This is a genomic window from Arenibaculum pallidiluteum (assembly GCF_017355985.1).
GTDB lineage: Bacteria > Pseudomonadota > Alphaproteobacteria > Azospirillales > Azospirillaceae > Arenibaculum > Arenibaculum pallidiluteum.
The window spans coordinates 1-21,931 of sequence record NZ_JAFIQU010000016.1 but is presented as its reverse complement, the minus strand read 5'-3'; the positions used below and the strand labels follow the sequence as shown (position 1 = coordinate 21,931).

The window sequence follows — 21,931 nt, the reverse complement described above, 5'->3', positions numbered from 1 at the left end:
GCGTCAGGCGTACCGGATGTCGCTGAGGTCGATCGAGGCCAACAGCCGGTCCATGACCGGCCGGTCGTCGAAATCGCGCTGGTAGGCGCGCAGCTTTGCCGGCAGGCGCAGGCCCTGGACATCCACATAGCCGTGGACGAACTCGGCTGCCGCGAGCCCGCCGGCCACGGCCACGGCATAGTCATGCCGCCGCAGCATGAGATCCGGGCCGAAATAGAAATCCTGGACCTCGCTGTGGGTGGCGATCCCCAGGGGGAACCACGCACGAAGTCGGCGCCAGACCTCTGTGCCCTCGGTCCAGGGCTCGATCTCCCGCGTCTCCACGCCCGGCATGCCGAGCAGGAACGGCGTGGTCAGGCCGGTCCACAGGGCGTAGCTGTTGAAGTAGGCGCGCTGCAGCGGATCCCAGCGCGTCGTCAGCTCGTTTCCCTCGAAGGACATGCGGGGTCTCAGACGCTCCGCCACCACCTCGCCGTCCGTGGTCTCGATGGCAATGCGGCCCGGGGAGAAGGCGGTCCGCTGATAGGGAGCCCCGAAGGGGGCGACCGACGCCCGCGCCTCGTGCAGCGCCACGACGGCCTCCTGCGGCGCGCCATCCTCCACAATCCCCTTGAGCCTCCAGAGATCCCCACCCGCGACGATCCGCGCGCGGACCGTCGAGAACGCATTCCACCGGGCAAGCCCGCCATGAGCCGCAATGACCTCGTCCAGCAGCTCACCCATCGAACTCTCCGACACCTCCACGTATGAATGCATCCACATGCGCCCCTCCGGCGGAGCTTCCGGCCCGGCTTCCCGAGGCCACGACGGCGGCCCCGCCCATGCCCTGGCGCAGGTGGGACAATCCCGATAGGGCTGCCGCTCGCGGGACGTCGGGATGATTGCCGCCCGGCGCAGACCCGGCTCGGCGATAGCCGCGGGCCGTTCATTCTCGCCAGGGGCCACGAGCACGGGCACGTCGATCCTCTTCAGGTTCTCGCTTCGGGGCGCCTCGCGCCGGGACGCTTCGGGCCAGATGGCGAGAATCCCCCAGTTCACCCATTGCATCCAAGGTTATTCGTGGCGGCGCGGGACGGCTATTATGGCTTTCTATTAGGAAGGCGGGCGTTGCCGCCCCGCCTTCGCCCGCATGGCCGGCCGCAGCCGGGGGCACGTTGTGCCGGCATCTCAGGACGCCTTGCGCCGCGAATGCGTCACGGGGATCCGCAGCCGCTCGGCCATGCGCACGAGGTCGGCCAGCGAAGCGGCCTCCATCTTCTGCATGACCTTGCCGCGGTGAACCTGGAAGGTGATCTCGCTGATGCCGAGCTCCGCGGCGGCCTGCTTGTTGAGCAGGCCGCTCACCATCAGCGGCAGGACTTCGCGTTCCCGCGGGGTCAGGCGGCAAAGGCGCTGCCGCAGCTCCTCCAGCTCGGCCTTCTCCTGCCGCAGGCGCCGGTCCTGCGCGAGCGCCGCATGGATCGCCTCGATCAGCTCCGGACCCCTGAACGGCTTGGTCAGGAAATCGACCGCGCCGCGCTTTATGGCGCGCACCGAGGACGGGATGTCGCCATGCCCCGTGACGAAGACGACGGGCGGATGGTCTCCCTCGGAGATCTGCCTCTGGAATTCCAGCCCGTTGATGTCAGGAAGCTGCACGTCGAGGATCAGGCAGGCAGGCACGTCGGGCCGCGCATAAGCGAGATAGCCGCCCGCCGACCTGAAGGCGACGGCGCTCAGCCCCTGCGATTCCAGAAGGTCGGTCAGCGCCTGGCATATGCGCTCGTCGTCGTCGACGATGAGGACCAGATGATCCGGCGGGTTCATGGAGGTTCGCCCTCCTCGGCCGGAATGGCGAAGGTGAAGACGGCGCCGGCCGGCTGGTTCGGCGCGGCCCACAGCCGTCCGTCATGCGCCTCGACGATCCTGCGGGCAATCGTCAGCCCCATGCCCATCCCGAACTCCCTGGTCGTGAAGAAGGGCTCGAAGATCCGCTCGGTGTCCAGGACCCCGGCGCCTTCGTCCCTGACCTCGATCACGATGCGGCCGGCATCGTCCCGGCGCGACCGGAGGGACAGCGGCCTGGATGCGCCGTCCGGCGACGCGACAGCATCGATCCCGTTCCTGATCAGGTTCACGAGGACCTGCTGCATCTGGACACGGTCGACAAGGGCCGGGGGCAGGTTCCGTTCCAGGTCGGTCTCGACCCGGACGTTCCTCGCCGCCAGCTCGCCGCGCAGCAATTGGCATACTTCGGCGATGACCTCGTTCATGTCGGCGGGCTGCCGCGCCGCCTCGGACCGCTGGAACAGCGCCCGGATCCGATTGACGACCGCCGCCGCCCCGTTGGCATCGCGGATGATTCGCTCCGAAGCTGCCAGCGCACGCGGGATATTGGGCGGGTCGGCCGACAGCCAGTGCTGGCAGGCATGGCTGGTGGTGACCACGGCGGCCAGCGGCTGGTTGATCTCGTGCGCAATGGAGGCGGACAGCTCGGCGAGGCTGGTGAGCTGCGATGCGCGCGCGAGCCTGTCCTGGGCGCGGCGAAGCTCCTCCTGCCCCCGCGTCTCGTCGTCGATGTCGACCAGCACGCCGTACCACTGGACGATGCGGCCATCGCCGGCGCGCAGCGCGAGCGCGCGCCCCTCGACCCACCTGTATATGCCGTCCGACCGGCGATGCCGGTACTTCATCCTGAAGGGATCGCCCGTGCGGAAGGAATGCATCAGGCTCTCGCGCAGCGCGGGGGCGTCGTCGGGATGGACGAAGGCCTGGATCGCCCCGCCGAGCCAAGTGCCGTCGGGGCTCTCGAGTTCGGCCTGGGTCAGGCCCATGAGCTGCTTGCTGAGATAGGACGGCTCCCCCTCGGGCGTCACGCACCAGACCAGGGCCGGAATCGTTTCGATGAGCAGGCGAAGCTGCTGCGCGCTGGTCCGCAAGGCCTCCTCGACCTTCTGCCGCTCGTCGACATCGATGTTCACGCCGCACCACTGGATCACGCGGCCGGACTGATCCCGTACCGGCTCCGCCCGCCCTTCGTGCCACCGGTAGTCGCCGTCCCCGCGCCGAAGGCGGCAGGTGAATGCAAGGGGACTTCCCGCTTCGGCCGCGGCCGCCCAGGCACGCCTGAAGGCGGGCACGTCGTCTGGATGCATCGCGTCGACCGGCATTGGGAACGGCTCCTCGCCGGAAAGTCCGAGATAGTCCAGCATGCGCCTGCTGGCGTAGGAGACCTCCCCATCCGACGTCGTCGACCAGGCCAGCGCGGGGATTGTATCGACCAGCAGCCTGAGCTGCCGTTCGCTTCTCCCCAACGCCTCTTGGACCTGCCGCTGCTCCTCGATGTCGATCATCGTGCCGTACCATCCCGTCGTCCGGCCCTGGCCGTCGCATGCGGCCTGGGCGGAGGCCCGGAACCAGCGATGGCTGCCGTCGCAGCGGCGGATCCGAAATTCGGTCTCGAAGGGATCGCCGCTGTCGACGCAGCGGAGCCAGGCCCCCGTCGCCCGGTCGACATCGTCGGGGTGAAGGAGATGCGTCCAGCCGAAGCCGTCCTCTCCCCCGATGCCATCGGCATCTGCGGGAATCCCGGCGTATTCCCGCGCCCGAAGGCCGAAATGGACGAAGCGGCCCGATGGATCGGCGGACCATCCAAGGCCGGGCATGCTGTTCACGATCAGGCGCGCCTCGTGCCCCACGCCACGACCTGGAGCGTCCGTTCCGCCATCCTCGACCACAGAGGAGATGCTCATCGCACGGGCGCTCCTTCGTAGCGCGCAAGCTCGACCTCACGGGGACGGCGCTCCTGGCGAACCGGAGGCGTCCCGGCCCGGACCCACTTGGATCGCGGCCACGATCCATCCCCGCCTTCAGGTTTACAGCGATCCGCGAAGCCGGCGCGAGATTGTTTGTATAGAAACATATCCGAAGCGGATTTGGGAGGCTCTGGGCTCGGCTGCGCCGTAGCCGCGGCGCGCGCGAACGGAGAGCCCGGCCCCACCCGGCGGAGTTGACCGGCCATTGTGCCGGGCGCACGCTCGAGACTCCCATGGCGCGGGAGGAGGTCGAGATGCCGACATCGGTGAAGGAGATGGTCGCGGCCGCCAACGCGGCGGTGCCACGGATCGCACCCGGAGAGGCGGCGGAACTGATCGAGAGCGGGAGCGCGCTCGTCGTCGACGTGCGCGACACGCCGGAGCTGCAGGCCGGCGGAAAGGTCGCGGGGGCGGTACACGTGCCGCGCGGCATGCTGGAATTCCGCGCCGATCCGGACTCGCCGTACCATGATCCCGCCTTCGACCGCGACAGGACCGTCCTGGTCTATTGCGCCTCGGGCGGGCGGTCGGCCCTGGCGGGCCGCACGCTCCAGGAGCTCGGCTACCGGGACGTGCGCAATCTCGGCGGCTTCAAGGATTGGATCGAGAGCGGCGGCGCCGTCGAGCGGACCTGATCCCGGCGCGTCAGCAGCCAAGGCGCTTGCCCCCACGCCACCCCGCCGCGGCGCGCGCGGGCATGATTGCGCATGTCCGCCGCTGCCCAGCGGAAAGGAAATTGACCAGCACGCGCAACAAGGCGTCTTGACCGGAACTCCCGGCGCTGCAACACTTATGGAAAAGAAGAAACCGCCGGCCGGGATCATCGTGTCCTGGGCCAAGTAATACCTGCTGGGGAGGCAGTCCAAGATGCCGCAACGCAAGCTGATTCCCGACCTCATCCGAGATCAGCAGATCATCACCTTTTCCGTGGACTCGACCGTCCTGGAAGCCGTCGACGAAATGGCGCGCCGGCGCATCGGCGCCGTCCTGATCGTCGAGGGATCGAGCCTCGTCGGGATCTTCACCGAGCGCGACGTGCTTACCCGGGTCATCGCCCGGCGCCGCGACCCCGCAAGCACCCGCATCGACGAGGTCATGACGCGCAACCCGGACACGCTGCCGCCCGACGCCAGGGCAAGTGACGCGCTGGACTTGATGCGGACGCGGAACTACCGGCACCTGCCTGTTGTCGCGAACGGACGGGTGGTCGGGATCGTCTCCATCCGCGACCTCTATGCGGCGGTCCAGGACCAGCTCGAGGCGGACATCCTGGGACGCGACACCTTCATCCACGGCGGCGGCTACGGCCTGATGGCGTGAGCCCTACGGCGCGGGAACCCTGAATGCGGGGGCGGCAGGCGGCCGCGCCTTGACCGGCGCGGGGCGCGGCACCATCAGTAGGAGGACGTCACCGCAAGGGTCCACCGCGCCATGCCGCTTTCCTCCCCGGCCGACCGAGAGCCGATGCACACGCGCACCGTGGTGTGCCGCGGCTTCCGGCGGTCCGACGGGCTGTGGGACATCGAGGGCCACATCACCGATGTGAAGGCCTATGCCTTCGAGAACGAGGCACGCGGCACCATCATCCCGGGCGAACCGCTGCACGACATGTGGATCCGCCTGACGCTGGACGACTCCCTGGAGGTCAGGGCGGTCGAGGCCGTGACCGAGGCGAGCCCCTATCCCGCGATCTGCCCCGTCATCGCGCCGAGCTTCCAGCGCCTCGTCGGGCTTCGCATCGGCCCGGGCTGGACCCGCGCGGTGAAGGAGCGGCTGGGGGGCGTCGAGGGCTGCACCCATCTGGTGGAGCTGCTGGGCCCGGTCGCCACCACCGCCTTCCAGACGATCTATCCGGTGCGAGCCCGGGAACGGAGCCGCCGCGTCGAGGGCGATGGCGGAGACCCCGAGCGCCGGCCGCGGCTGCTGAATACCTGCCACGCCTTCAGCAGCGACGGCGAGCTCGCCCGCCGCCATTGGCCGGCCTTCTACACGGGCGACCGGCAGCCGGGCTGACGCGGCGTCAGGCGCCCGGAGCACCGGATGCCGGCGCGTTCCACTCCGCCACGGCCATGACGAAGCGCACCTGGCCCTCCCCCAGGGCGGCATAGGCATGGTCGCGGTCCGTCCGCAGCAGCGCCGAGGCCCCGGTCCCGACCTCGAGGGGACGTCCCTCCAGCTCGACCGCAAGGCACCCCTCGGTCACATGGATCAGCTCGACCGTGCCGCGCGGATGGGCCGGGCTGTCGTGGCGCTCGCCGGGATGCAGGACCCAGGACCACAGCTCGATCATCTCGGTCCCCGAGGTTCCGGCCAGAAGCGTGGCCGACCCGCCCTGCGGCCCGCGCCACAGGACCGCCGCCTCCTCGGGCGAAACGACCCGGCCCGCCGCCCCCTCGCCGACCTCGACCAGCTCGGCCACCGAGACGCCGAGGGGAACCGCGACCTTGCAAAGGGTCGCGATGCTCGGATTGGCGCCGCCCTTCTCGATCTCGACCAGCATGCCCTTGCTGACCCCCGACCGCCGGGACAGCTCGTCCAGCGATAGGCGCCGCTTCAGACGCAATGCATGGATATTTCGCGAAACGGCGGCGCTGACGGCCTCAACCTGACTGCTCACGGATCACCACACTGCGTCGGTCGATATATTGACCTTTCGGTCAGTCGGTCGGTATATCCTACCGCAGCGGTCAATGGAGGTCACTGATGCAGGAAGGTACGAACCCGCAGGTCGATGCCGCAATCTGGGCGCTACGCCCGGACTTCGCCGCGCTCAGCATCACGGCGCGCGGCCTTGCCGATCCCGGAGAGGCGGGCTGGGTCCGCGAGGCGCTTGAACGGGCGGTCCGGGACCGTGCGGCCGGGCATGCCTGGGCCGACGGCCATCTGGAGGCTTGGCGCGAGGCGTACCGCGCCTTCGGTGCGAAGCCGCAGCGCACCCCCTGCTCGGCCGAGGCGCTGCGGCGCAGGGCCGAGCGGGACGGGGCAATCCCTTCGGCCGGCGCTGTGGTCGACCTCTACAATGCCGTCAGCCTGGATTTCGCGATCCCCGTGGGCGGCGAGGATCTGACGGCCTATGCCGGGGTGCCGCGCCTCGTCCGCGCCGACGGCACGGAACCCTTCGACACGGTCAGGGATGGTGCGCCGGCGATCGAGCGGCCCGATCCCGGCGAGGTCGTCTGGCGCGACGATCGCGGCGTCACCTGCCGGCGCTGGAACTGGCGCCAGGGCGTGCGCACGCGGATCGGCCCGTCCACCACCGACGCCTGGTTCGTCCTCGAACGGCTGGCGCCGATGCCGATCGATGCCCTGCTGGCAGCCGGCGAGCAGCTCGCCTCCGGCCTGTCCCGCATGTCGCCCGGTGCCAGCATCGTGCAGGGGTTGATCCAGGTCCCGCGGCCATAAGGGCACCCGGCCGCCTGCCGGACGGCGGTCATCGCCCGCCCTCCCCCGATACGACGGTTTATCGCGTCCGGCAAACGCGAGAACATCTCGCATCCTCAGCGGGGAGGAATCCCATGGCAAAGCGTTCCATCCCGGCCATCAGCGCCGGCCACCCATGGAGGGCATGAGCATGCCCTGGCTCCTGGTCACGGCCCTGCTCTGGTTCTGCGCCATCGGCTGCGGGCTCCTGGGCGGCCTATACTTCGCCTTCTCCGCCTTCATCATGACGGCGCTGGGGCGCATCGAATCCGGCCACGGCATGGCGGCCATGAACGCCATAAACACGGCGATCCTGCACTCGTCCTTCCTGCCCCTGTTCTACGGAACGACGCTGGCGGGTCTCGTGCTGGCCGCCACGGCGGCCTTCACCTGGGACGAGGCCGGCGCCCCCGCGATGCTCGCCGGCGGCCTGATCCACGCGCTGGGCATGTTCGCCGTCACGATTGCCTTCAACGTGCCCCTGAACAACGCGCTCGCATCCGGCGATCCCGCCGGTGCGGGGCCGCTCTGGCAGCGCTATCTCAGGGAGTGGACGGCGTGGAACCACGTGCGCACGGTTTCCTGCACCGTGGCCTGCGCGCTCTTCATCCTGGCGATCGCGCTCTCCACGCCATGACCCAGGGACTTGCGCGCCATCAGGCACGCCGGCCTTTCCAAAGGCCTGCTGGGCGATGAAGCTGGACGGAGCGCTTCATCCGGCGGAGACCGCATGCCCCTGAGGATCGAAGACTATGCCCTGCTGGGGGACTGCGAGACCGCGGCGCTTGTCGGGCGCGACGGGTCCATCGATTGGCTGTGCTGGCCACGCTTCGACAGCGGCGCCTGCTTCGCAGCCCTGCTCGGGGGGCCAGAGCACGGCCGATGGCTGCTGGCGCCGGCGGATCCCAGCGCCCGCGTCTCCCGGCGCTATCACGACGACACGCTGATCCTCGAGACGCGGTTCGAGACCGCGGAAGGCGCCGTCCTCATCCAGGACTTCATGCCCGTTCGGGGCCGGAACTCGGATCTGGTGCGCATCGTCCGCGGCGTGCAGGGCCGCGTCACCATGCACACCGAGATCACGCTGCGCTTCGACTACGGGCTGACGGTCCCCTGGGTCACGCACGAGGGAGAGGACCTCGTGGCGATCGCGGGACCGAACCGGGTGACGCTCCGCACGCCGGTCCGGCTCCAGGGCTGGGACCTGCGCACCGTCGGCACATTCGAGGTCGCTGCGGGCCAGTCCGTGCCCTTCGTGCTGACCTACGGCGCCTCGCACGGACCGCCGCCCGCACCGGTGGATCCCGAGGCCGCCCTTGCCGAAACCAGGACCTTCTGGAAGGGCTGGATCGACCGGTGCACCTATCGGGGCCGCTGGGCGCCCGCCGTGCGCCGATCGCTGATCACGCTCAAGGCGCTGACGCACGCGCCCACCGGAGGCATCGTCGCGGCGGTCACGACCTCGCTGCCCGAGCAGCTCGGGGGGGCGCGCAACTGGGACTATCGGTACTGCTGGCTCCGCGACAGCACCTTCACGCTGCTGGCCCTGATGGATGCCGGCTTCCACGAGGAGGCGCGGACCTGGCGCGACTGGCTGATGCGCACCGTGGCTGGAGCGCCGGACCAGATGCAGATCATGTACGGCGTCGGCGGCGAGCGCCTGCTGCCCGAGTGGGAGGCCCACTGGCTTCCCGGCTACGAGGGAAGCCAGCCGGTACGAATCGGGAATGGCGCGGCAGGACAGGTGCAGATCGACGTCCACGGCGAGGTCGCGGACGCGATGCTCCAGAGCCTCACGCACGGCATGCCGGCGAGCGAGGAGGGATGGGCGGTGGCCCGGGTGCTCATGGCCCATCTGGAAGGGATCTGGCGCGAACCCGACGCGGGCATCTGGGAAGTCCGGGGCGGCTCCCAGCACTTCGTGCATTCCAAGGTCATGGCCTGGGTCGCCTTCGACCGGGCCATCCGTGGCGCCGAGATGCACGACAACGCGGAGCTGATCGAGCGCTGGCGCGGGGTCCGCGACGAGATCCACGCCGAAGTCTGCAGCCGCGGCTTTGATGCCGAGGGAGGCACTTTCGTCCAGGCCTTCGGCTCGCGGCACGTGGACGCCAGCCTTCTGCTGCTGCCGCTGGTGGGGTTCCTGCCGCCCGAGGATCCCCGGATCCGCGGCACGGTCCGCGCGGTGGAAAGCCGCCTGCTGCGGGACGGGCTGGTCCGGCGCTACGACACGGGGGAGACCGACGATGGCCTGCCCCCGGGCGAGGGCGCATTCCTCGCCTGCTCCTTCTGGCTCGCCGACAACTACGTGCTGCAGGGCCGGACAGCCGAGGCCAGGGCCCTGATGGAAAGATTGGTCGGCCTGTCCAACGACGTGGGCCTGCTGGCCGAGGAGTACGACACCGCGCTGGGCCGGCAGCTCGGGAACTTCCCGCAGGCCTTCAGCCACGTGGCGCTGGTGAACACGGCGCTGAACCTGACCCGCTCCCTCGGCCCCGCCGGGGAGCGGGCAGGCTAGGCTACGCGCTGGGCGGGCCGTCAGTGGGCCATCAGCACGGGCAGGTCCGGGGTCGCGCCCAGCAGGTCGCGGGTGACGCCCCCCAGCACGAGCTCGCGCAGGCGGCTGTGGCCGTAGGCGCCCATGACGAGGAGGTCGCAGCCGTGGTCTACGGCGGTGTCGGTCAGAGCCCGGCTGATCGGGCGCGACGCCGCTGCCGTGTGGACCGCCGTGGATTGGATGCCGTGGAGCGCCAGGTACTCGGCCAGCAGGCCGGGAGAGGCCGACCGGCTGGAGCCGACGGGATCGACGCATATGATGTCGACCGATTCGGCCTGGCGCAGGATGGGCATGGCCACGCAGACCGCGCGCGAGGCCGAGGAGCCGCCGTCCCAGGCGACCGCGACCTTTGCCCCGATCGTCCCGGGGACGGCGCCGGACGCCATCAGAACGGCGCGGCCCGAGCCGAAGAGCGCGCTTTCGACGATCTCCTGCACGACCTCGCTGGGCTCGGTCGACTGGGCGAAGACCAGGAGGTCGGCCAGACGGCCCTCCTCGGTCACGATCTCGGCAGTGGAGCCGACGGCCTCGGTCCAGCCCACGGAAAGGGCCGGGCTGTTGGCCGAGATCCCGTCGAACAGCGCGCGCGCCTCGTCGATGCTGCGCCGCCACTCCTCGCGCTGGACCCGACGCAGCGTCTCGACCAGCGACGCCGGCATGCCGCCCTCGATGTCGGCATGCATGCCGGCCGGGTTGGCGACGGCCAGCCCCTGGACATGGGCGCCGAAGCGCCGTGCCGCGGCGAAGCCCGCCGCGACGGCCCGGCGGTCGGACTGCCGCCCGAGCAGGGGGACCAGGATCTTCTTCATCTCATGGCTCCGATGGGCAAGCCGGGCGGGCGCGGATTTCCGCAGCCCGCCCCGGCGCCGGGTTCAGTGGGTTTCCTTGAAGTCCCGCAGGCGCCGCTGCGCCGCGTCGAAGGCCTTGTGCAGCAGGTGGTACATGTCGTTCTCGCCGGCGGGGCCGTTGTGGCCGCCATCGGGCTCCTTGCTGACGACGAGCTCCTGCCCCGGGACGGTCATCCGGATGCGCACGCGGTGGCCGTGAACGTGGTCGTTGAGCTGGTGCAGGCCCTCGAGCACGACCTGGCAGCCGGTCAGGCGCGGGAACAGCGCCTGCAGCTTGGAGGCACCCTCGCGGACGCGTTCCTTCACGGCTTCGGACGGATCCAGGTTGTGGAACGAGATATCGAGGTTCATCGCATGCTCCAAATTTCGGTCGCCCCCAAGCTGTAGACCTCGCGGGAGGGGGTGGCCTTGACTTGGCTCAAACCCCCGAAAAATGGTGCCGCGGCCTACCCTGGCCCGCCGCCTTCCCCCTGCCCCCTGCCGCTGCGTGGTTGACGCACCGCGCCCGACGGCGATGATCGCAGGCATCCCACCGGCCAGTTGCGACGAAGGACGCGAAACACACATGACCGAGCGCGCGGATGTCCTGATCGTCGGGGGCGGCATCGCCGGCATCAGCCTCGCTGCCCGCCTGGCGGGAAGCCGCGACGTGCTGGTCCTGGAGATGGAGGACCATCTCGGGACCCATGCCACCGGCCGGTCGGCCGCCGCCTTCGTCGAGGCCTACGGTTCGCCCGAGATCCGCGCCCTGACCACCCGCGGGCGCAGCTTCTTCGAATCGCCGCCCGAGGGCTTCTCCGAGACCCCGCTGGTGCAGCCGCGCGGGAGCCTGACCTACGGGGGCGAGGCGGATCTGGAGACCCTGCGCTCCGAATACGAGCTGGCCCGGCGCACCTGCGAGGTGGGATGGCTGGACCGCGAGGAAATCCTGGCCCTGTGCCCGGTGATGCGTCCCGAGCGTGTCGCCGCGGGCTTCCTGGAGCCCAATGCCCGCGACATCGAGGCCGCTGCCCTCCTCCAGGGCTTTGCCAGGATGGCGCGGCGGGGCGGCGTTCGGATCGAGACGGGAGCGCGGCTCGCGGACATCCGCCACGATGGCGGCGGCTGGACAGTCGAGGCCGGAGGGCGGAGCGTTTCCGCCTCCGTGCTGGTGAACGCGGCCGGCGCCTGGGCCGGCGCGGTCGGCGCCCTGGCGGGCCTGCCCGCCTATGGGCTGCAGCCGCTGAAGCGCACCGCCATGACGATCCCGCTGCCCGCGGACCTGGCCGCGCGTACGGCGCGCATGCCCTTCGTGGGGCCGGTCGACGGCAGCTTCTACTTCAGGCCCGATGCCGGGGGCATGCTGGTGAGCCTTGCGGAGGAGACGCCGAGCGAGCCCTGCGACGCCTGGCCCGACGACATGGACGTGGCCATGGCGCTCGACCGCTTCCATGCGGCCACCACGGTGCCCCCTGCGCGGCCGAGGGCGGCCTGGGCCGGGCTGCGCACCTTCGCGGCGGACAGGAACCCGGTCGTCGGCTTCGATCCAGCCGCGCCCGGCTTTTTCTGGCTGGCCGGTCAGGGCGGCTACGGCCTGCAGACCTCACCCGCCATCTCGGCCATGGCGGCCGCCCTGCTCAGGGGCGAGCCGCTCGACGCGGCAGAGGCGGCCTTGGCCCGCGCCCTGGACCCCGCGCGCTTCAAGGGCACGCCGGCCGGCCGGGCACCCTGAGGCCGGGCAGCCTGGGGTCCTGCGCCATCGGGCCTGGCGGGCCGCCCCGCGTCACGGCGCGGCAGGAGCCATGCAGGCACGAACGACCGCGGCGCACTGCGCGGGGCTGGCCCCCTCGCCGTAGACCACCTGCTCGACCCCGCGCTCGCCGAGGGTGAAGGTCGCCTCGCAGGCGCGTTCCCGCAGATCGAAGACAGTGACCTGCCGCGGCCGGACCACGTGCCTGCCCTTGCGGTCGTAGCCGTCGACCATCACGGTCTGGCCCCGCGGGACGGATTCGAGCCCGCGCCGGCTGTAGGTCAGGAACTCCTTGCCGCCGGCGGATGCCGAGCGGTCCGGTACTCCCGCACAGCCGATCAGGGACGATTTTGGCGTCCCGACCAGCGCCGCCTGCGCCGCCACCGCGAGCTCCTGGTCGGGATCCGCGCAGCCCGTGGCGAGCAGCGCCGGCATAGCCAGCGCGGCGAGGACGCGCGCCAGCGACGACCGCTCCATTGCCTTCTCCCCCGGCGGATGCACGGCATGCCTTCGTGGCGGCGGAGCGCCTCCGCCGGCGCGCACCGCCCATAGGAACCAACGCTCTGGCGGGGATGTTGGGTGCAGACCCTGGCGGCCGCCCGGCCGCCGCACGCCCCGAACCGGAGGAGCCGGCATGGTCAACCAGCGCAAGCGCGACGACGTCGTCATCGGCCAGCACCAGGGCGACACGCCGCCCGGCTCGGATGCCGAGATGCCCCAGGGCGGCGGGATCGGCCAGAGCGGACAGGCCGAGAACCCCGACCGTCCCGCCAATCAGGGCGTCGAGGCGCCGAAGCCGGGCCTGGATGACGGGCGCGGCGACCCCAATCCCTGAAAAGGCCGCCCCTGGGAGGGGCCGCCCCGGGAATCCGGGGCGGCTAGGCCGCCTCGTCGGGAGTCAGGGTCCGCAGCGCCAGGGCATGGACGCGCTCGCGCAGCTCCTCGGCCAGCAGCGCGTTCACCTGGCGGTGGCGCTCGACCCGGCTCTTGCCGCGGAATGCCTCGGAAACGACGGTCACGCTGAAATGGCTCTCGCCCCTGGGGTCATGCCCGGCATGCCCCTTGTGGCGGTGGCTGTCGTCCACGATCTCGAGGCGGACGGGCGCCAGCGCCTCGGTCAGCTTCGCGCGGATGCGGTTGGCGACGTCCATGGCACACTCCTGGAATGCGGCGCCCCCGGGATGCGCGGGCGCGGCGCAGGGTGGTATCGTCCCGCCCCCCTGTCAAGACGAGCCGCCCTTGTACGCACCCGCCCCCGAGCCCACCCCCGTCAACCACCGCACGGCCGCCATTCTGCTGGTGCTGGTGGTGCTCGTCTGGGGCTTCAACTGGCCCGTCATGAAGCTGGCGCTGCGCGATATCGGCCCGATCAGCTTCGCCGCGACGCGCATGGTCCTCGGCGCCCTTTGCCTGTTCGCGCTGGCCGCCTGGCGCGGGCGCCTGCGCCTTCCATCGCGGCCGGACTGGCCGATCGTGGTCTCGGTCGGGCTGTTCCAGATGGGCCTGTACCTGCTGTTCGTGAACATCGGCCTGGGGTTCGTCCCGGCCGGACGCTCCTCGATCCTGGCCTATACGACGCCGATCTGGGTCGTACCTGCCGCGGCGCTGCTCCTGGGCGAGCGGCTGAGCGGAGCGCGGCTCGCCGGCTTCGCCCTCGGAATGGCGGGGGTCGCGGTGATGTTCAACCCGCTGGCCTTCGACTGGCGCGATCCCGACGTCCTGCTGGGGAACGGGCTGCTGATGGCCGCCGCGCTGGCCTGGGCCGTGCAGATCATCCAGGTCAAAAATCACCGTTGGCACGGCTCGCCGCTGGACCTCGCGCCATGGCAGTTCGCCGTCGCGTCCGCGATGCTGGTCCCGCTCGCCGTGCTCTTCGAGCACGACCGGCCCATCGAGCTGACCGGACGGCTGCTGGCGGTGGTCGCGTACAACGGCCCGCTCGCCAGCGCCTTCTGCTTCTGGGCCGTGGTCAGCGTGAACCGCGCGCTGCCGGCGATCACGACCTCGCTGGCGATGCTGGGCGTGCCGGTCGCGGGCGTGCTGTTTTCGGTGCTTCTGCTGGGCGAGCCGGTCTCCGCAACCAACCTCGCGGGACTGGCCCTGATCGGGGCCGGATTGTGGGTGCTGGCAGGGGCGGACAGGCGGCCGCGACAAGCGTCCTGACGGCATTCCAGCCTTGCCCGTCGGGGGTTCTTGCCAGGGTCTGCGGCGCTCACCATACTTCGGCGATGCAACGAGGCCGCCATCCCTATTCCCCGCGTTACGCGCCCGAGCCGCCGCCCGCACCGCGCTGCTGCGATGCGAACGGCTGCGCGGCCGCCGGCGAGTACAGGGCACCCAAGGCGCGGGACAAGCTGAACGACTATTTCTGGTTCTGCCTGGACCACGTACGGGAGTACAACAAGGCCTGGGACTACTACGCCGGCATGAGCGCCGACCAGATCGAGCGGCACGTCCGGCTTGACACCACCTGGCAGCGCCCCACATGGCCCATGGGAAGCTGGCAGGCGCGGGAGCGCGCGCTCCGTGAGGAGGCCATGCGCCAGCGCCAGTACGGCTTCCGGACCGGCCGCGAAGAGGACGAGGAGGACGCGCCGCCGCGCCGCCCGTCCATGCGGACGGCGGAGCAGGAAGCGCTGGCCACCCTCGCCCTGGTCCCGCCCGTCACATTCGAGCAGATCAAGGCCCGGTACCGCGAGCTGGTGAAGCGGCACCATCCCGACGCCAACGGCGGCGCCCGGGAGGCCGAAGAACGCTTGAAGCAGATCAACCTTGCCTATACGACGCTGAAGACCAGCTACGGCGCATAGATCCGAAAGACCGAAGAGCTCATGGCTTCCGAAAAGACCATCCCCAGCATGCCCTCCTCCGCGGTGCCGGACATCAAGGTCTCGGTGCGCCAGGCTTTCGGCATCGATAGCGACATGCAGGTCCCGGCCTTCAGCGAGGCCTCGCAGCACGTGCCCGAGACGGACGATGCCTACCGCTTCGACCGCGACACCACGCTGGCGATCCTGGCGGGCTTCGCCTACAACCGCCGCGTCATGGTCCAGGGCTACCACGGCACGGGCAAGTCGACGCATATCGAGCAGGTCGCGGCCCGGCTGAACTGGCCCTGCATCCGCGTCAACCTCGACAGCCACATCAGCCGCATCGACCTGATCGGCAAGGATGCCATCGTCCTGCGCGACGGCATGCAGGTGACTGAGTACCGCGAGGGCATCCTTCCCTGGGCGCTCCAGAACCCCTGCGCCATCGTCTTCGACGAGTACGACGCCGGCCGCCCCGACGTGATGTTCGTGATCCAGCGCGTCCTCGAGGTCGAGGGCAAGCTGACGCTGCTCGACCAGAACAAGGTGATCCGGCCCCATCCGAGCTTCCGGCTCTTCGCCACCGCCAACACGGTGGGCCTGGGCGACACCACCGGCCTCTATCACGGCACGCAGCAGATCAACCAGGGCCAGATGGACCGCTGGAACATCGTGGCGACGCTGAACTACCTCCCGCATGACGAGGAGGTGAAGATCGTCCTCGCCAAGGTCGAGGGCTACGAGAGCGACCAGGGCCGCCGGACCATCTCGGCCATGGTGCAGCTCGCCGACCTGACCCGCGCCGGCTTCATGAACGGCGACATCTCGACCGTCATGTCGCCGCGGACCGTGATCACCTGGGCCGAGAACGCCCGGATCTTCGGGGACGACGTGCCCTTCGCCTTCCGGACGACGTTCCTGAACAAGTGCGACGAGGTCGAACGGCCGACCATTGCCGAATACTACCAGCGCTGCTTCGGCACCGAACTGCCCGAGAGCGGCGTGCGCGCCAACCTGGCCTGACGCCATGGCGGCCGAAGGAGAGAGCCCGGTCGAGATCTTCAAGCGGTCGACGGCCGCCGCGGTCCGTGCGATGGCCGAGCGGCCGGAGGTGCAGGTCGCCTTCAGCAACGACCCGCCCGGCCTGCTGGGATCGCGCGTGCGCGTGCCGGTGCCGGCGCGCGACCTGAACCCGCGCGATGTCGCGGCGCTGCGCGGGGCGGCCGATGCCGTGGCGCTGCGCCTGCGCCACCACGACGGCGACGTGCATAGCCACCTGATGCCGTCCGGGGACACGGCCCGCGCCGCCTTCGAGGCGCTGGAGCAGGCGCGCTGCGAGGCGCTCGGCGCGCGCGCCATGGCCGGCGTCGCGGCCAACCTGGATGCAGCCCTGGACGACCGCTACCGGCGCCAGGGGCTCGACAAGGTCACCAACCGGGACGAGGCGCCCCTGGCCGAGGCCATGCGCCTGCTTGCCCGCGAGGCGCTGACCGGCAACCCGCCCCCGGTCTCGGCCCGGTTCGCGGTCGATCTCTGGCGGCCCTGGATCGAGCAGAAGCTCGGGCGCGACCTGCAGTCCCTGTCCCGGCTGGCCGGCGACCAGGAGGCCTATGCGCGCGAGGTCCGACGCCTGCTGGCGCGCCTTGACATGGAGGTGGGCGCCGACCCCGAGCCGGAGCCCAGCGAGGAGGACGAGCAGCGCGACGACGCCGAGGCCGAGGACGAGCCCAACGAGGGGCAGATCCGCGGCGAGGCCGAGGACGAGGGCAGCCGCACCGAGACCGTGTCCCGGGACGACAGCCAGGAGGGCGACGCCCAGGAGGGCATGGAGGCCGGCGCCGAGGACATGGACGGCGAGCCCATGGACGGCGAAGGGTCCGAGGACCCCGCGGGCCAGAGCCGCCCCTGGCGCGACGCGCGGCGCCGCAACGAGCCCGACGAGGCCGGGTACAAGGCCTATACCACCGAGCTGGACGAGGTCGTGGACGCGGACGCGCTCTGCGATGCCGACGAGCTGACGCGGCTGCGCATGCTGCTGGACCAGCAGCTCCGCCACCTGCAGGGCGTGATCTCGAAGCTGGCGAACCGGCTGCAGCGCCGGCTGCTGGCGAAGCAGACCCGCGCCTGGGAGTTCGACCTGGAGGAAGGCCTGCTGGATTCCGCCCGGCTGGCCCGGGTCGTCGCGAACCCGATCCTGCCGCTGTCCTTCAAGCGCGAGAAGGAGACGGACTTCCGGGACACCGTCGTCTCGCTGCTGATCGACAATTCGGGCTCCATGCGCGGGCGCCCCATCACGATCGCCGCCATGAGCGCCGACATCCTGGCGCGCACGCTGGAACGCTGCGGCGTGAAGGTAGAGGTGCTGGGCTTCACGACGCGGGCCTGGAAGGGCGGGCAGTCGCGGGAGCGCTGGATTGCCGCCGGCAAGCCCCCCAACCCCGGCCGGCTGAACGACCTCCGCCACATCGTCTACAAGGCCGCGGACGAGCCCTGGCGGCGCGCCCGCCGGAACCTCGGCCTGATGCTGCGCGAAGGCATCCTGAAGGAGAACATCGACGGCGAGGCGCTGCTGTGGGCTCACAACCGGCTTCTGGCGCGGCCGGAGCAGCGGCGGATCCTGATGGTGATCTCGGACGGCGCGCCGGTCGATGACTCGACGCTGTCGGTGAATGCCGGCAACTACCTGGAGCGGCATCTGCGCGCCGTGATCGAATGGATCGAGACGCGGTCGCCGGTGGAGCTGGTGGCCATCGGCATCGGGCACGACGTCACCCGCTATTATCGCAGGGCCGTCACCCTGGTGGACGCCGAGCAGCTTGGCGGCACCATGATGGAGAAGCTGGCCGAACTCTTCGACGAGGATCCGCGCCGCGGCGCGGCCCCCGCCCACGGCAGGCGCGCAGCGCGGCGCTGAACCCGAAGCACGCACGGCCGAGCAAGGAGTGCCGGAAACGAGAAACGGGCGCCCGCAACCGGGCGCCCGTTCCTTTTTCGCCATCCGCGCCTGGGCGCGAAGATCTGGTAAGCCGAACCGCCCGCGCGGGGCCCGCCCGACGTATTCAGCGGCGCGCCACCTGCATGGCGCGCTGCATCTCCTCGAAGTTCCGGGAGAAGCCGCTCAGCGTGAAGTCCACGTCGCGGCGGCCGTTGCGCAGGTAGTTCGCGCGCACCAGCATGGACGAGCCGCTCTTGAACTGCTCGACGAGCTGGTTGCCCGTGGCGTCGGAGAAGACGCACATGTTGATGGAGGCCATCCGCGTCTCGATCCGGTTCTGCCGGTCCACACGCACGGCACAGCTTTCGAGCAGCCCCTCGGAGGTCGACAGGAACACGGCGAAGCCCTGTCCCATGGGAATGATGCTTAGGGACATGTACTCGACCTCGCGGCCGTTCTCGTACAGGCGGTAGATATAGAGCCTGCACGAAGCGACGTCGGTCATCCGATCGACTTCGCAGTAGTTGTTCCAGACACCCTCAGGCCCAAAATCCGAGGTGTCGATCCCAAACTGGTTTCCCTGCGCCGCGGCAGCCGAGGTAAGGGCCGCACCCGCCAACACAATGAGGATCTTCAGCCAGCGCATCCCAGTTTTTCCCTTGGTTATCGACCGGAAGCCATACCCCGTCCGGTTCATATACACTACTTCTTCCGAGGCGACCAACCCCCTGCGCAACAGGTCAAGAAACATTGACGCGATTTCTTGCAGGTGTTGCACGGGCACCCTCCAAGGCCGGTTCGCACCCGGAATGAAGCACGCAGCGAATGCGAACGGTTCTCAATCATCCTTGACACGGTTCAGGGGCGCTTTGATAGTCGCCGCGCCTAAGAACGCTTCTCAATGCTACATCGGAGGATCACATGTCCCTGCGCGCTCGCGGATTGGCCGCCTTGCTAGGCCTCACCGTCGGTGGTCTGGCCTCCGTCGCCTCTGCGGCCGAGGTGAATGTCTATTCTGCGCGGCATTATGACACGGACCGCGCCCTTTACGACACCTTCGCCAGGAATACGGGCATCAAGGTGAACCTGATCGAGGGCGGCGAGGACCAGCTGATCGAGCGCATGCGGAACGAGGGCGCCAACAGCCCTGCCGATGTCCTGATCACGGTGGATGCCGGGCGCCTGTGGCGCGCCCGGGACGCGGGCCTTCTGCAGCCTACGAAGTCCGCCGTGATCGAAGAGAAGGTTCCGGCACACCTGCGCGACCCGGAGGGTTATTGGACCGGCGTCGCCAAGCGGGCGCGCGTGATCATCTACAACAAGGACAAGGTGCAGCCGTCCGAGATCACGAGCTACGAGGGCCTGGCCGATCCCAAGTGGAAGGGCCGCCTGCTGATCCGCTCCTCGACCAACGTCTACAACCAGTCGCTGGTCGGCTCGATGCTCGCTGCACATGGCGAGAAGAAGACCGAGGACTGGGCCCGCGGCATCGTCGCCAACCTGGCGCGCCCGCCGCAGGGCGGCGACACCGACCAGATCAAGGCGGTGGCGGCCGGCGAAGGGGACGTTGCCGTCTCCAACACCTACTACCTCGCGCGGCTCCTGAACTCGAGCAAGCCCGAGGAGAAGGCGCTGGGCCAGAAGCTCGGCGTCGTGTTCCCGAACCAGGGCGATCGCGGGACACACGTGAACATCAGCGGCGCCGGCGTCGCCAAGTCCGCGCCCAACCGCGAGAACGCGATCAAGTTCATCGAGTACCTCGTCAGCCCCGAGGCTCAGAAGATGTTCGCGGGCCGCAGCTTCGAATATCCCGTGGTCAAGGGCGTCGAGGCCGACGCGACCATCGCTTCCTGGGGCGAGTTCAAGGAGGACCAGCTGAACGCCAGCATCTACGGCCGCAACAACGCCGAGGCGCTGAAGATCACGGACCGCGCCGGCTGGAAGTAAGGGCGGCGCTTGATACAGAGGGGGGCGCGCCCGACCGGGCGCGCCCCCCCTTCACATTTCGGACTTCCGAAGGGATCAGAAGCTCGACGAGAGCGAGAGATAGACCCGCCGCTCCTCGGCGGGCCCGGCGTTCAGGCGCTGCTCGTCCTGGAGCAGGTCGAAGGCCGAGAGCGCCACGACAGTGCCGGGGTTCAACTCGTATCCGACGCGGGCCGACACCAGCGCATAGGACGGCACATCGTAGGAACGGACGCCGAGCCCGTTGTTGAGGTTGCGCAGCATGTCGGTGGACGACACGTAGGTGCCGTTCACGTTGGCCTCCCAGGCGCCCCGGGTGTAGCCGAGGCCTGCATTGACCTTGTGGCGGGGCGTGGCGTCCTCGAAGTTGAGCGGCGCGCCCGCGACGAGATCATCCTTCACGGATTCGAAGGCATAGCCGACATTCCAGCCCCAGTTGGCGTCGAGCTTGCCCTTGGCCGAGGCCTCGAAGCCAATCGCGGAGGAGTCTCCGACGTTGTCGAAGGTCTGGTACAGCGCGCCATTCGCAAATCCAGCGCGCAGGCGCGCCTTCACCTCGTCGTTGGTCTGGTAGTAGACCGAGGTCTTCACGGAACCATTGATCTCGGCAACCGCGCGCTCGTAGCCGAGCTCGTAGTTGGTGACGATGGTCGGGGAGATGTCGGGATTGCCGTAGACGACCCTGGACTGCTGCAAACCGTATTCGAGCAGGCTCGGGACCTGGACGCCACGGGCGAAGGTCACGCGGAACGTGTCCTTGTCCGTCGCCTTGAAGACGACGCCGCTGTTCAGGCTGGGCTCGGTGACAGTGCGGTCGTAATCGTCGTTTGTGTAGGGCGCAGCGGCCGTCGCGAAGGGCCCGGTGCGGCCCAGCACGAGATGATCGAGGCGGACGGCGTTGACGAGGCTCAGCTTCTCCGTGACGGCCCAGTCCCACATGCCGCCGACCGAGTAGACGTCGTAGGAGACCTCGGCCCGCTGGCCCTCGATGCCGAGCTCGTTGCGCCGGAACTCGCCGGAGACGCGGAAGCTGTGGTCGGTGCCGACCTTGAAGAGGTCCTGCACCTTGGCGACCGTCACCGTGTTGTCGAGTTCGAAGAGCCCCGACAGCTTAACGTTCGCCTGGTTCCGGTAGACCGTGCCCTCGACGAGGCCCAGGCCGGTGTTGACGGTGTAGGTCGCCTTCCCCGACCAGGTGTCGTATTCCGCCGGCGTCGTGGCCAGCGCGACGGGGATCACCTCCGACTGCTCGACGTCGCTCTTGGTCAGCTCGACACCGAGCTGCGAGTCGGGCGTCACCTGGGCCAGGACGTTGGCCGCGGCGGAGCGGCGGGACGGGTCGATCCAGCGGGCACGCTCCGCGGCGGAACGGTCGGTATCGAACTCGTCGGCATTGTAGCCGCCGGCTGAGAGCCGCACGCCGACCTTCTCGCCGAGCTTGAAGGTCGTCACGCCCGAGACCTCGCGATGGCCCTGGGTCCCGATCCGCGCCGTCACGTTGTCGGCGTCGTCGTAGAGCGGGTTGTAGGTGATGATGTTGACGACGCCGCCGACCGCGTTGAAGCCGAACAGCGCGGTGTTCGGACCCTTCACGACCTCGATCTGGCGGATTTCGGAGAGTTCGACGGGAATGACGTTCCAGGACGTCATGCCGTAGTGGTCGAGATATACCTGGCGGCCGTTGACCAGCACCAGCAGGCGCGGGCTGTAGGGTGCATTGTAGCCGCGCACGGCCACGTCGGCCGCGCCAACGCCCCAGCGCTGCACGTCCATGCCGACCACCTGCTGCAGGATGTCGGGGATGTTGGTGGCGCCGGTGCGGCGGATGTCGTCGGCGGAGATGATCTCCATGCTCACCGGGGCGTCGCTGGCG

23 protein-coding genes are annotated in these 21,931 nt (G+C 69.7%); 13 read left to right on the top strand and 10 right to left on the bottom strand.

Annotated elements, in window-relative coordinates; all coding sequences use genetic code 11:
* Nucleotides 1-3: 3 nt before the first annotated feature.
* The 3 genes from JUB13_RS24000 to JUB13_RS23990 all read right to left on the bottom strand — a co-directional run bounded on the left by JUB13_RS24000 (nt 4) and on the right by JUB13_RS23990 (nt 3,731).
* A complete protein-coding gene (locus JUB13_RS24000; RefSeq protein WP_207483478.1) occupies nt 4-762 on the bottom strand; it encodes a hypothetical protein in 759 nt (252 codons plus the stop codon).
* A gap of 405 nt (nt 763-1,167) precedes the next feature.
* Nucleotides 1,168-1,806: a response regulator transcription factor gene (locus JUB13_RS23995; RefSeq protein WP_207483476.1), complete on the bottom strand. Its 639-nt coding sequence runs from the start codon at nt 1,804-1,806 to the stop codon at nt 1,168-1,170.
* Nucleotides 1,803-3,731, bottom strand: a complete 1,929-nt coding sequence (locus tag JUB13_RS23990) for a PAS domain-containing protein (RefSeq protein ID WP_207483474.1) — start codon at nt 3,729-3,731, stop codon at nt 1,803-1,805. The genes JUB13_RS23995 and JUB13_RS23990 overlap by 4 nt, the downstream gene beginning before the upstream one ends.
* A 296-nt stretch (nt 3,732-4,027) precedes the next feature.
* Here JUB13_RS23990 and JUB13_RS23985 point away from each other — a divergent pair, with 296 nt between their 5' ends.
* The 3 genes from JUB13_RS23985 to JUB13_RS23975 all read left to right on the top strand — a co-directional run bounded on the left by JUB13_RS23985 (nt 4,028) and on the right by JUB13_RS23975 (nt 5,807).
* A complete protein-coding gene (locus JUB13_RS23985; RefSeq protein WP_207483472.1) occupies nt 4,028-4,429 on the top strand; it encodes a rhodanese-like domain-containing protein in 402 nt (133 codons plus the stop codon).
* A gap of 232 nt (nt 4,430-4,661) precedes the next feature.
* Nucleotides 4,662-5,114 (top strand): CBS domain-containing protein, encoded by a 453-nt coding sequence (locus JUB13_RS23980; RefSeq protein WP_207483470.1) that lies wholly within the window; start codon nt 4,662-4,664, stop codon nt 5,112-5,114.
* Nucleotides 5,115-5,225: 111 nt separating this feature from the next.
* The gene (locus JUB13_RS23975) at nt 5,226-5,807 is read left to right on the top strand and encodes a DUF2889 domain-containing protein (protein WP_207483468.1); all 582 of its coding nucleotides are present in this window, start codon (nt 5,226-5,228) and stop codon (nt 5,805-5,807) included.
* Nucleotides 5,808-5,814: 7 nt separating this feature from the next.
* Here JUB13_RS23975 and JUB13_RS23970 read toward each other — a convergent pair whose 3' ends face one another.
* Nucleotides 5,815-6,357: a helix-turn-helix domain-containing protein gene (locus JUB13_RS23970; protein WP_207483466.1), complete on the bottom strand. Its 543-nt coding sequence runs from the start codon at nt 6,355-6,357 to the stop codon at nt 5,815-5,817.
* Nucleotides 6,358-6,497: 140 nt separating this feature from the next.
* Between JUB13_RS23970 and JUB13_RS23965 the strand changes: the two genes are divergently transcribed.
* The 3 genes from JUB13_RS23965 to JUB13_RS23955 all read left to right on the top strand — a co-directional run bounded on the left by JUB13_RS23965 (nt 6,498) and on the right by JUB13_RS23955 (nt 9,732).
* Nucleotides 6,498-7,196, top strand: a complete 699-nt coding sequence (locus JUB13_RS23965; protein WP_207483464.1) for a B3/B4 domain-containing protein — start codon at nt 6,498-6,500, stop codon at nt 7,194-7,196.
* Nucleotides 7,197-7,365: 169 nt separating this feature from the next.
* Complete coding sequence (locus JUB13_RS23960) at nt 7,366-7,851, top strand: anthrone oxygenase family protein (RefSeq protein ID WP_207483462.1); 486 nt, start codon at nt 7,366-7,368, stop codon at nt 7,849-7,851.
* 93 nt (nt 7,852-7,944) lie between these two features.
* Nucleotides 7,945-9,732, top strand: coding sequence for a glycoside hydrolase family 15 protein (locus JUB13_RS23955; RefSeq protein ID WP_207483460.1), 1,788 nt, complete (start codon nt 7,945-7,947; stop codon nt 9,730-9,732).
* A gap of 20 nt (nt 9,733-9,752) precedes the next feature.
* On the opposite strand, the gene JUB13_RS23950 is transcribed toward JUB13_RS23955, so the two are convergent.
* Together JUB13_RS23950 and JUB13_RS23945 are read right to left on the bottom strand one after the other, a co-directional pair.
* Nucleotides 9,753-10,580 (bottom strand): universal stress protein, encoded by an 828-nt coding sequence (locus tag JUB13_RS23950; protein ID WP_207483458.1) that lies wholly within the window; start codon nt 10,578-10,580, stop codon nt 9,753-9,755.
* Nucleotides 10,581-10,643: 63 nt separating this feature from the next.
* Nucleotides 10,644-10,970, bottom strand: a complete 327-nt coding sequence (locus tag JUB13_RS23945; RefSeq protein WP_207483456.1) for an HPF/RaiA family ribosome-associated protein — start codon at nt 10,968-10,970, stop codon at nt 10,644-10,646.
* Between the two features lie 214 nt (nt 10,971-11,184).
* Between JUB13_RS23945 and JUB13_RS23940 the strand changes: the two genes are divergently transcribed.
* Nucleotides 11,185-12,330: an NAD(P)/FAD-dependent oxidoreductase gene (locus JUB13_RS23940; protein WP_207483454.1), complete on the top strand. Its 1,146-nt coding sequence runs from the start codon at nt 11,185-11,187 to the stop codon at nt 12,328-12,330.
* A 51-nt stretch (nt 12,331-12,381) separates the two neighbouring features.
* Here JUB13_RS23940 and JUB13_RS23935 read toward each other — a convergent pair whose 3' ends face one another.
* A complete protein-coding gene (locus tag JUB13_RS23935; RefSeq protein WP_207483452.1) occupies nt 12,382-12,825 on the bottom strand; it encodes a hypothetical protein in 444 nt (147 codons plus the stop codon).
* 157 nt (nt 12,826-12,982) lie between these two features.
* Here JUB13_RS23935 and JUB13_RS23930 point away from each other — a divergent pair, with 157 nt between their 5' ends.
* Nucleotides 12,983-13,183, top strand: coding sequence for a hypothetical protein (locus JUB13_RS23930; protein WP_207483451.1), 201 nt, complete (start codon nt 12,983-12,985; stop codon nt 13,181-13,183).
* A 43-nt stretch (nt 13,184-13,226) separates the two neighbouring features.
* Here the strand turns inward: JUB13_RS23930 and JUB13_RS23925 are convergent, their stop codons facing one another.
* A complete protein-coding gene (locus JUB13_RS23925; protein WP_207483449.1) occupies nt 13,227-13,499 on the bottom strand; it encodes a BolA family protein in 273 nt (90 codons plus the stop codon).
* 88 nt (nt 13,500-13,587) lie between these two features.
* On the opposite strand from JUB13_RS23925, the gene JUB13_RS23920 reads away from it, so the two are divergent.
* From JUB13_RS23920 to cobT, 4 genes are all read left to right on the top strand, one after another.
* Nucleotides 13,588-14,511, top strand: a complete 924-nt coding sequence (locus JUB13_RS23920; protein ID WP_236025183.1) for a DMT family transporter — start codon at nt 13,588-13,590, stop codon at nt 14,509-14,511.
* Between the two features lie 65 nt (nt 14,512-14,576).
* Complete coding sequence (locus JUB13_RS23915) at nt 14,577-15,158, top strand: J domain-containing protein (RefSeq protein ID WP_207483445.1); 582 nt, start codon at nt 14,577-14,579, stop codon at nt 15,156-15,158.
* Nucleotides 15,159-15,179: 21 nt separating this feature from the next.
* A complete protein-coding gene (gene cobS, locus JUB13_RS23910) occupies nt 15,180-16,181 on the top strand; it encodes a cobaltochelatase subunit CobS (protein WP_207483443.1) in 1,002 nt (333 codons plus the stop codon).
* A gap of 4 nt (nt 16,182-16,185) precedes the next feature.
* Entirely contained in the window at nt 16,186-18,072 is a 1,887-nt protein-coding gene (gene cobT / locus JUB13_RS23905) for a cobaltochelatase subunit CobT (RefSeq protein ID WP_207483441.1), read from the top strand.
* A gap of 145 nt (nt 18,073-18,217) precedes the next feature.
* On the opposite strand, the gene JUB13_RS23900 is transcribed toward cobT, so the two are convergent.
* A complete protein-coding gene (locus JUB13_RS23900; protein ID WP_207483439.1) occupies nt 18,218-18,598 on the bottom strand; it encodes a hypothetical protein in 381 nt (126 codons plus the stop codon).
* A 416-nt stretch (nt 18,599-19,014) separates the two neighbouring features.
* Between JUB13_RS23900 and JUB13_RS23895 the strand changes: the two genes are divergently transcribed.
* Nucleotides 19,015-20,040, top strand: a complete 1,026-nt coding sequence (locus tag JUB13_RS23895; RefSeq protein WP_207483437.1) for a Fe(3+) ABC transporter substrate-binding protein — start codon at nt 19,015-19,017, stop codon at nt 20,038-20,040.
* A gap of 75 nt (nt 20,041-20,115) precedes the next feature.
* Here the strand turns inward: JUB13_RS23895 and JUB13_RS23890 are convergent.
* On the bottom strand, nt 20,116-21,931 hold a 1,816-nt coding region (locus JUB13_RS23890), incomplete at its 5' end, for a TonB-dependent receptor plug domain-containing protein (protein WP_207483435.1).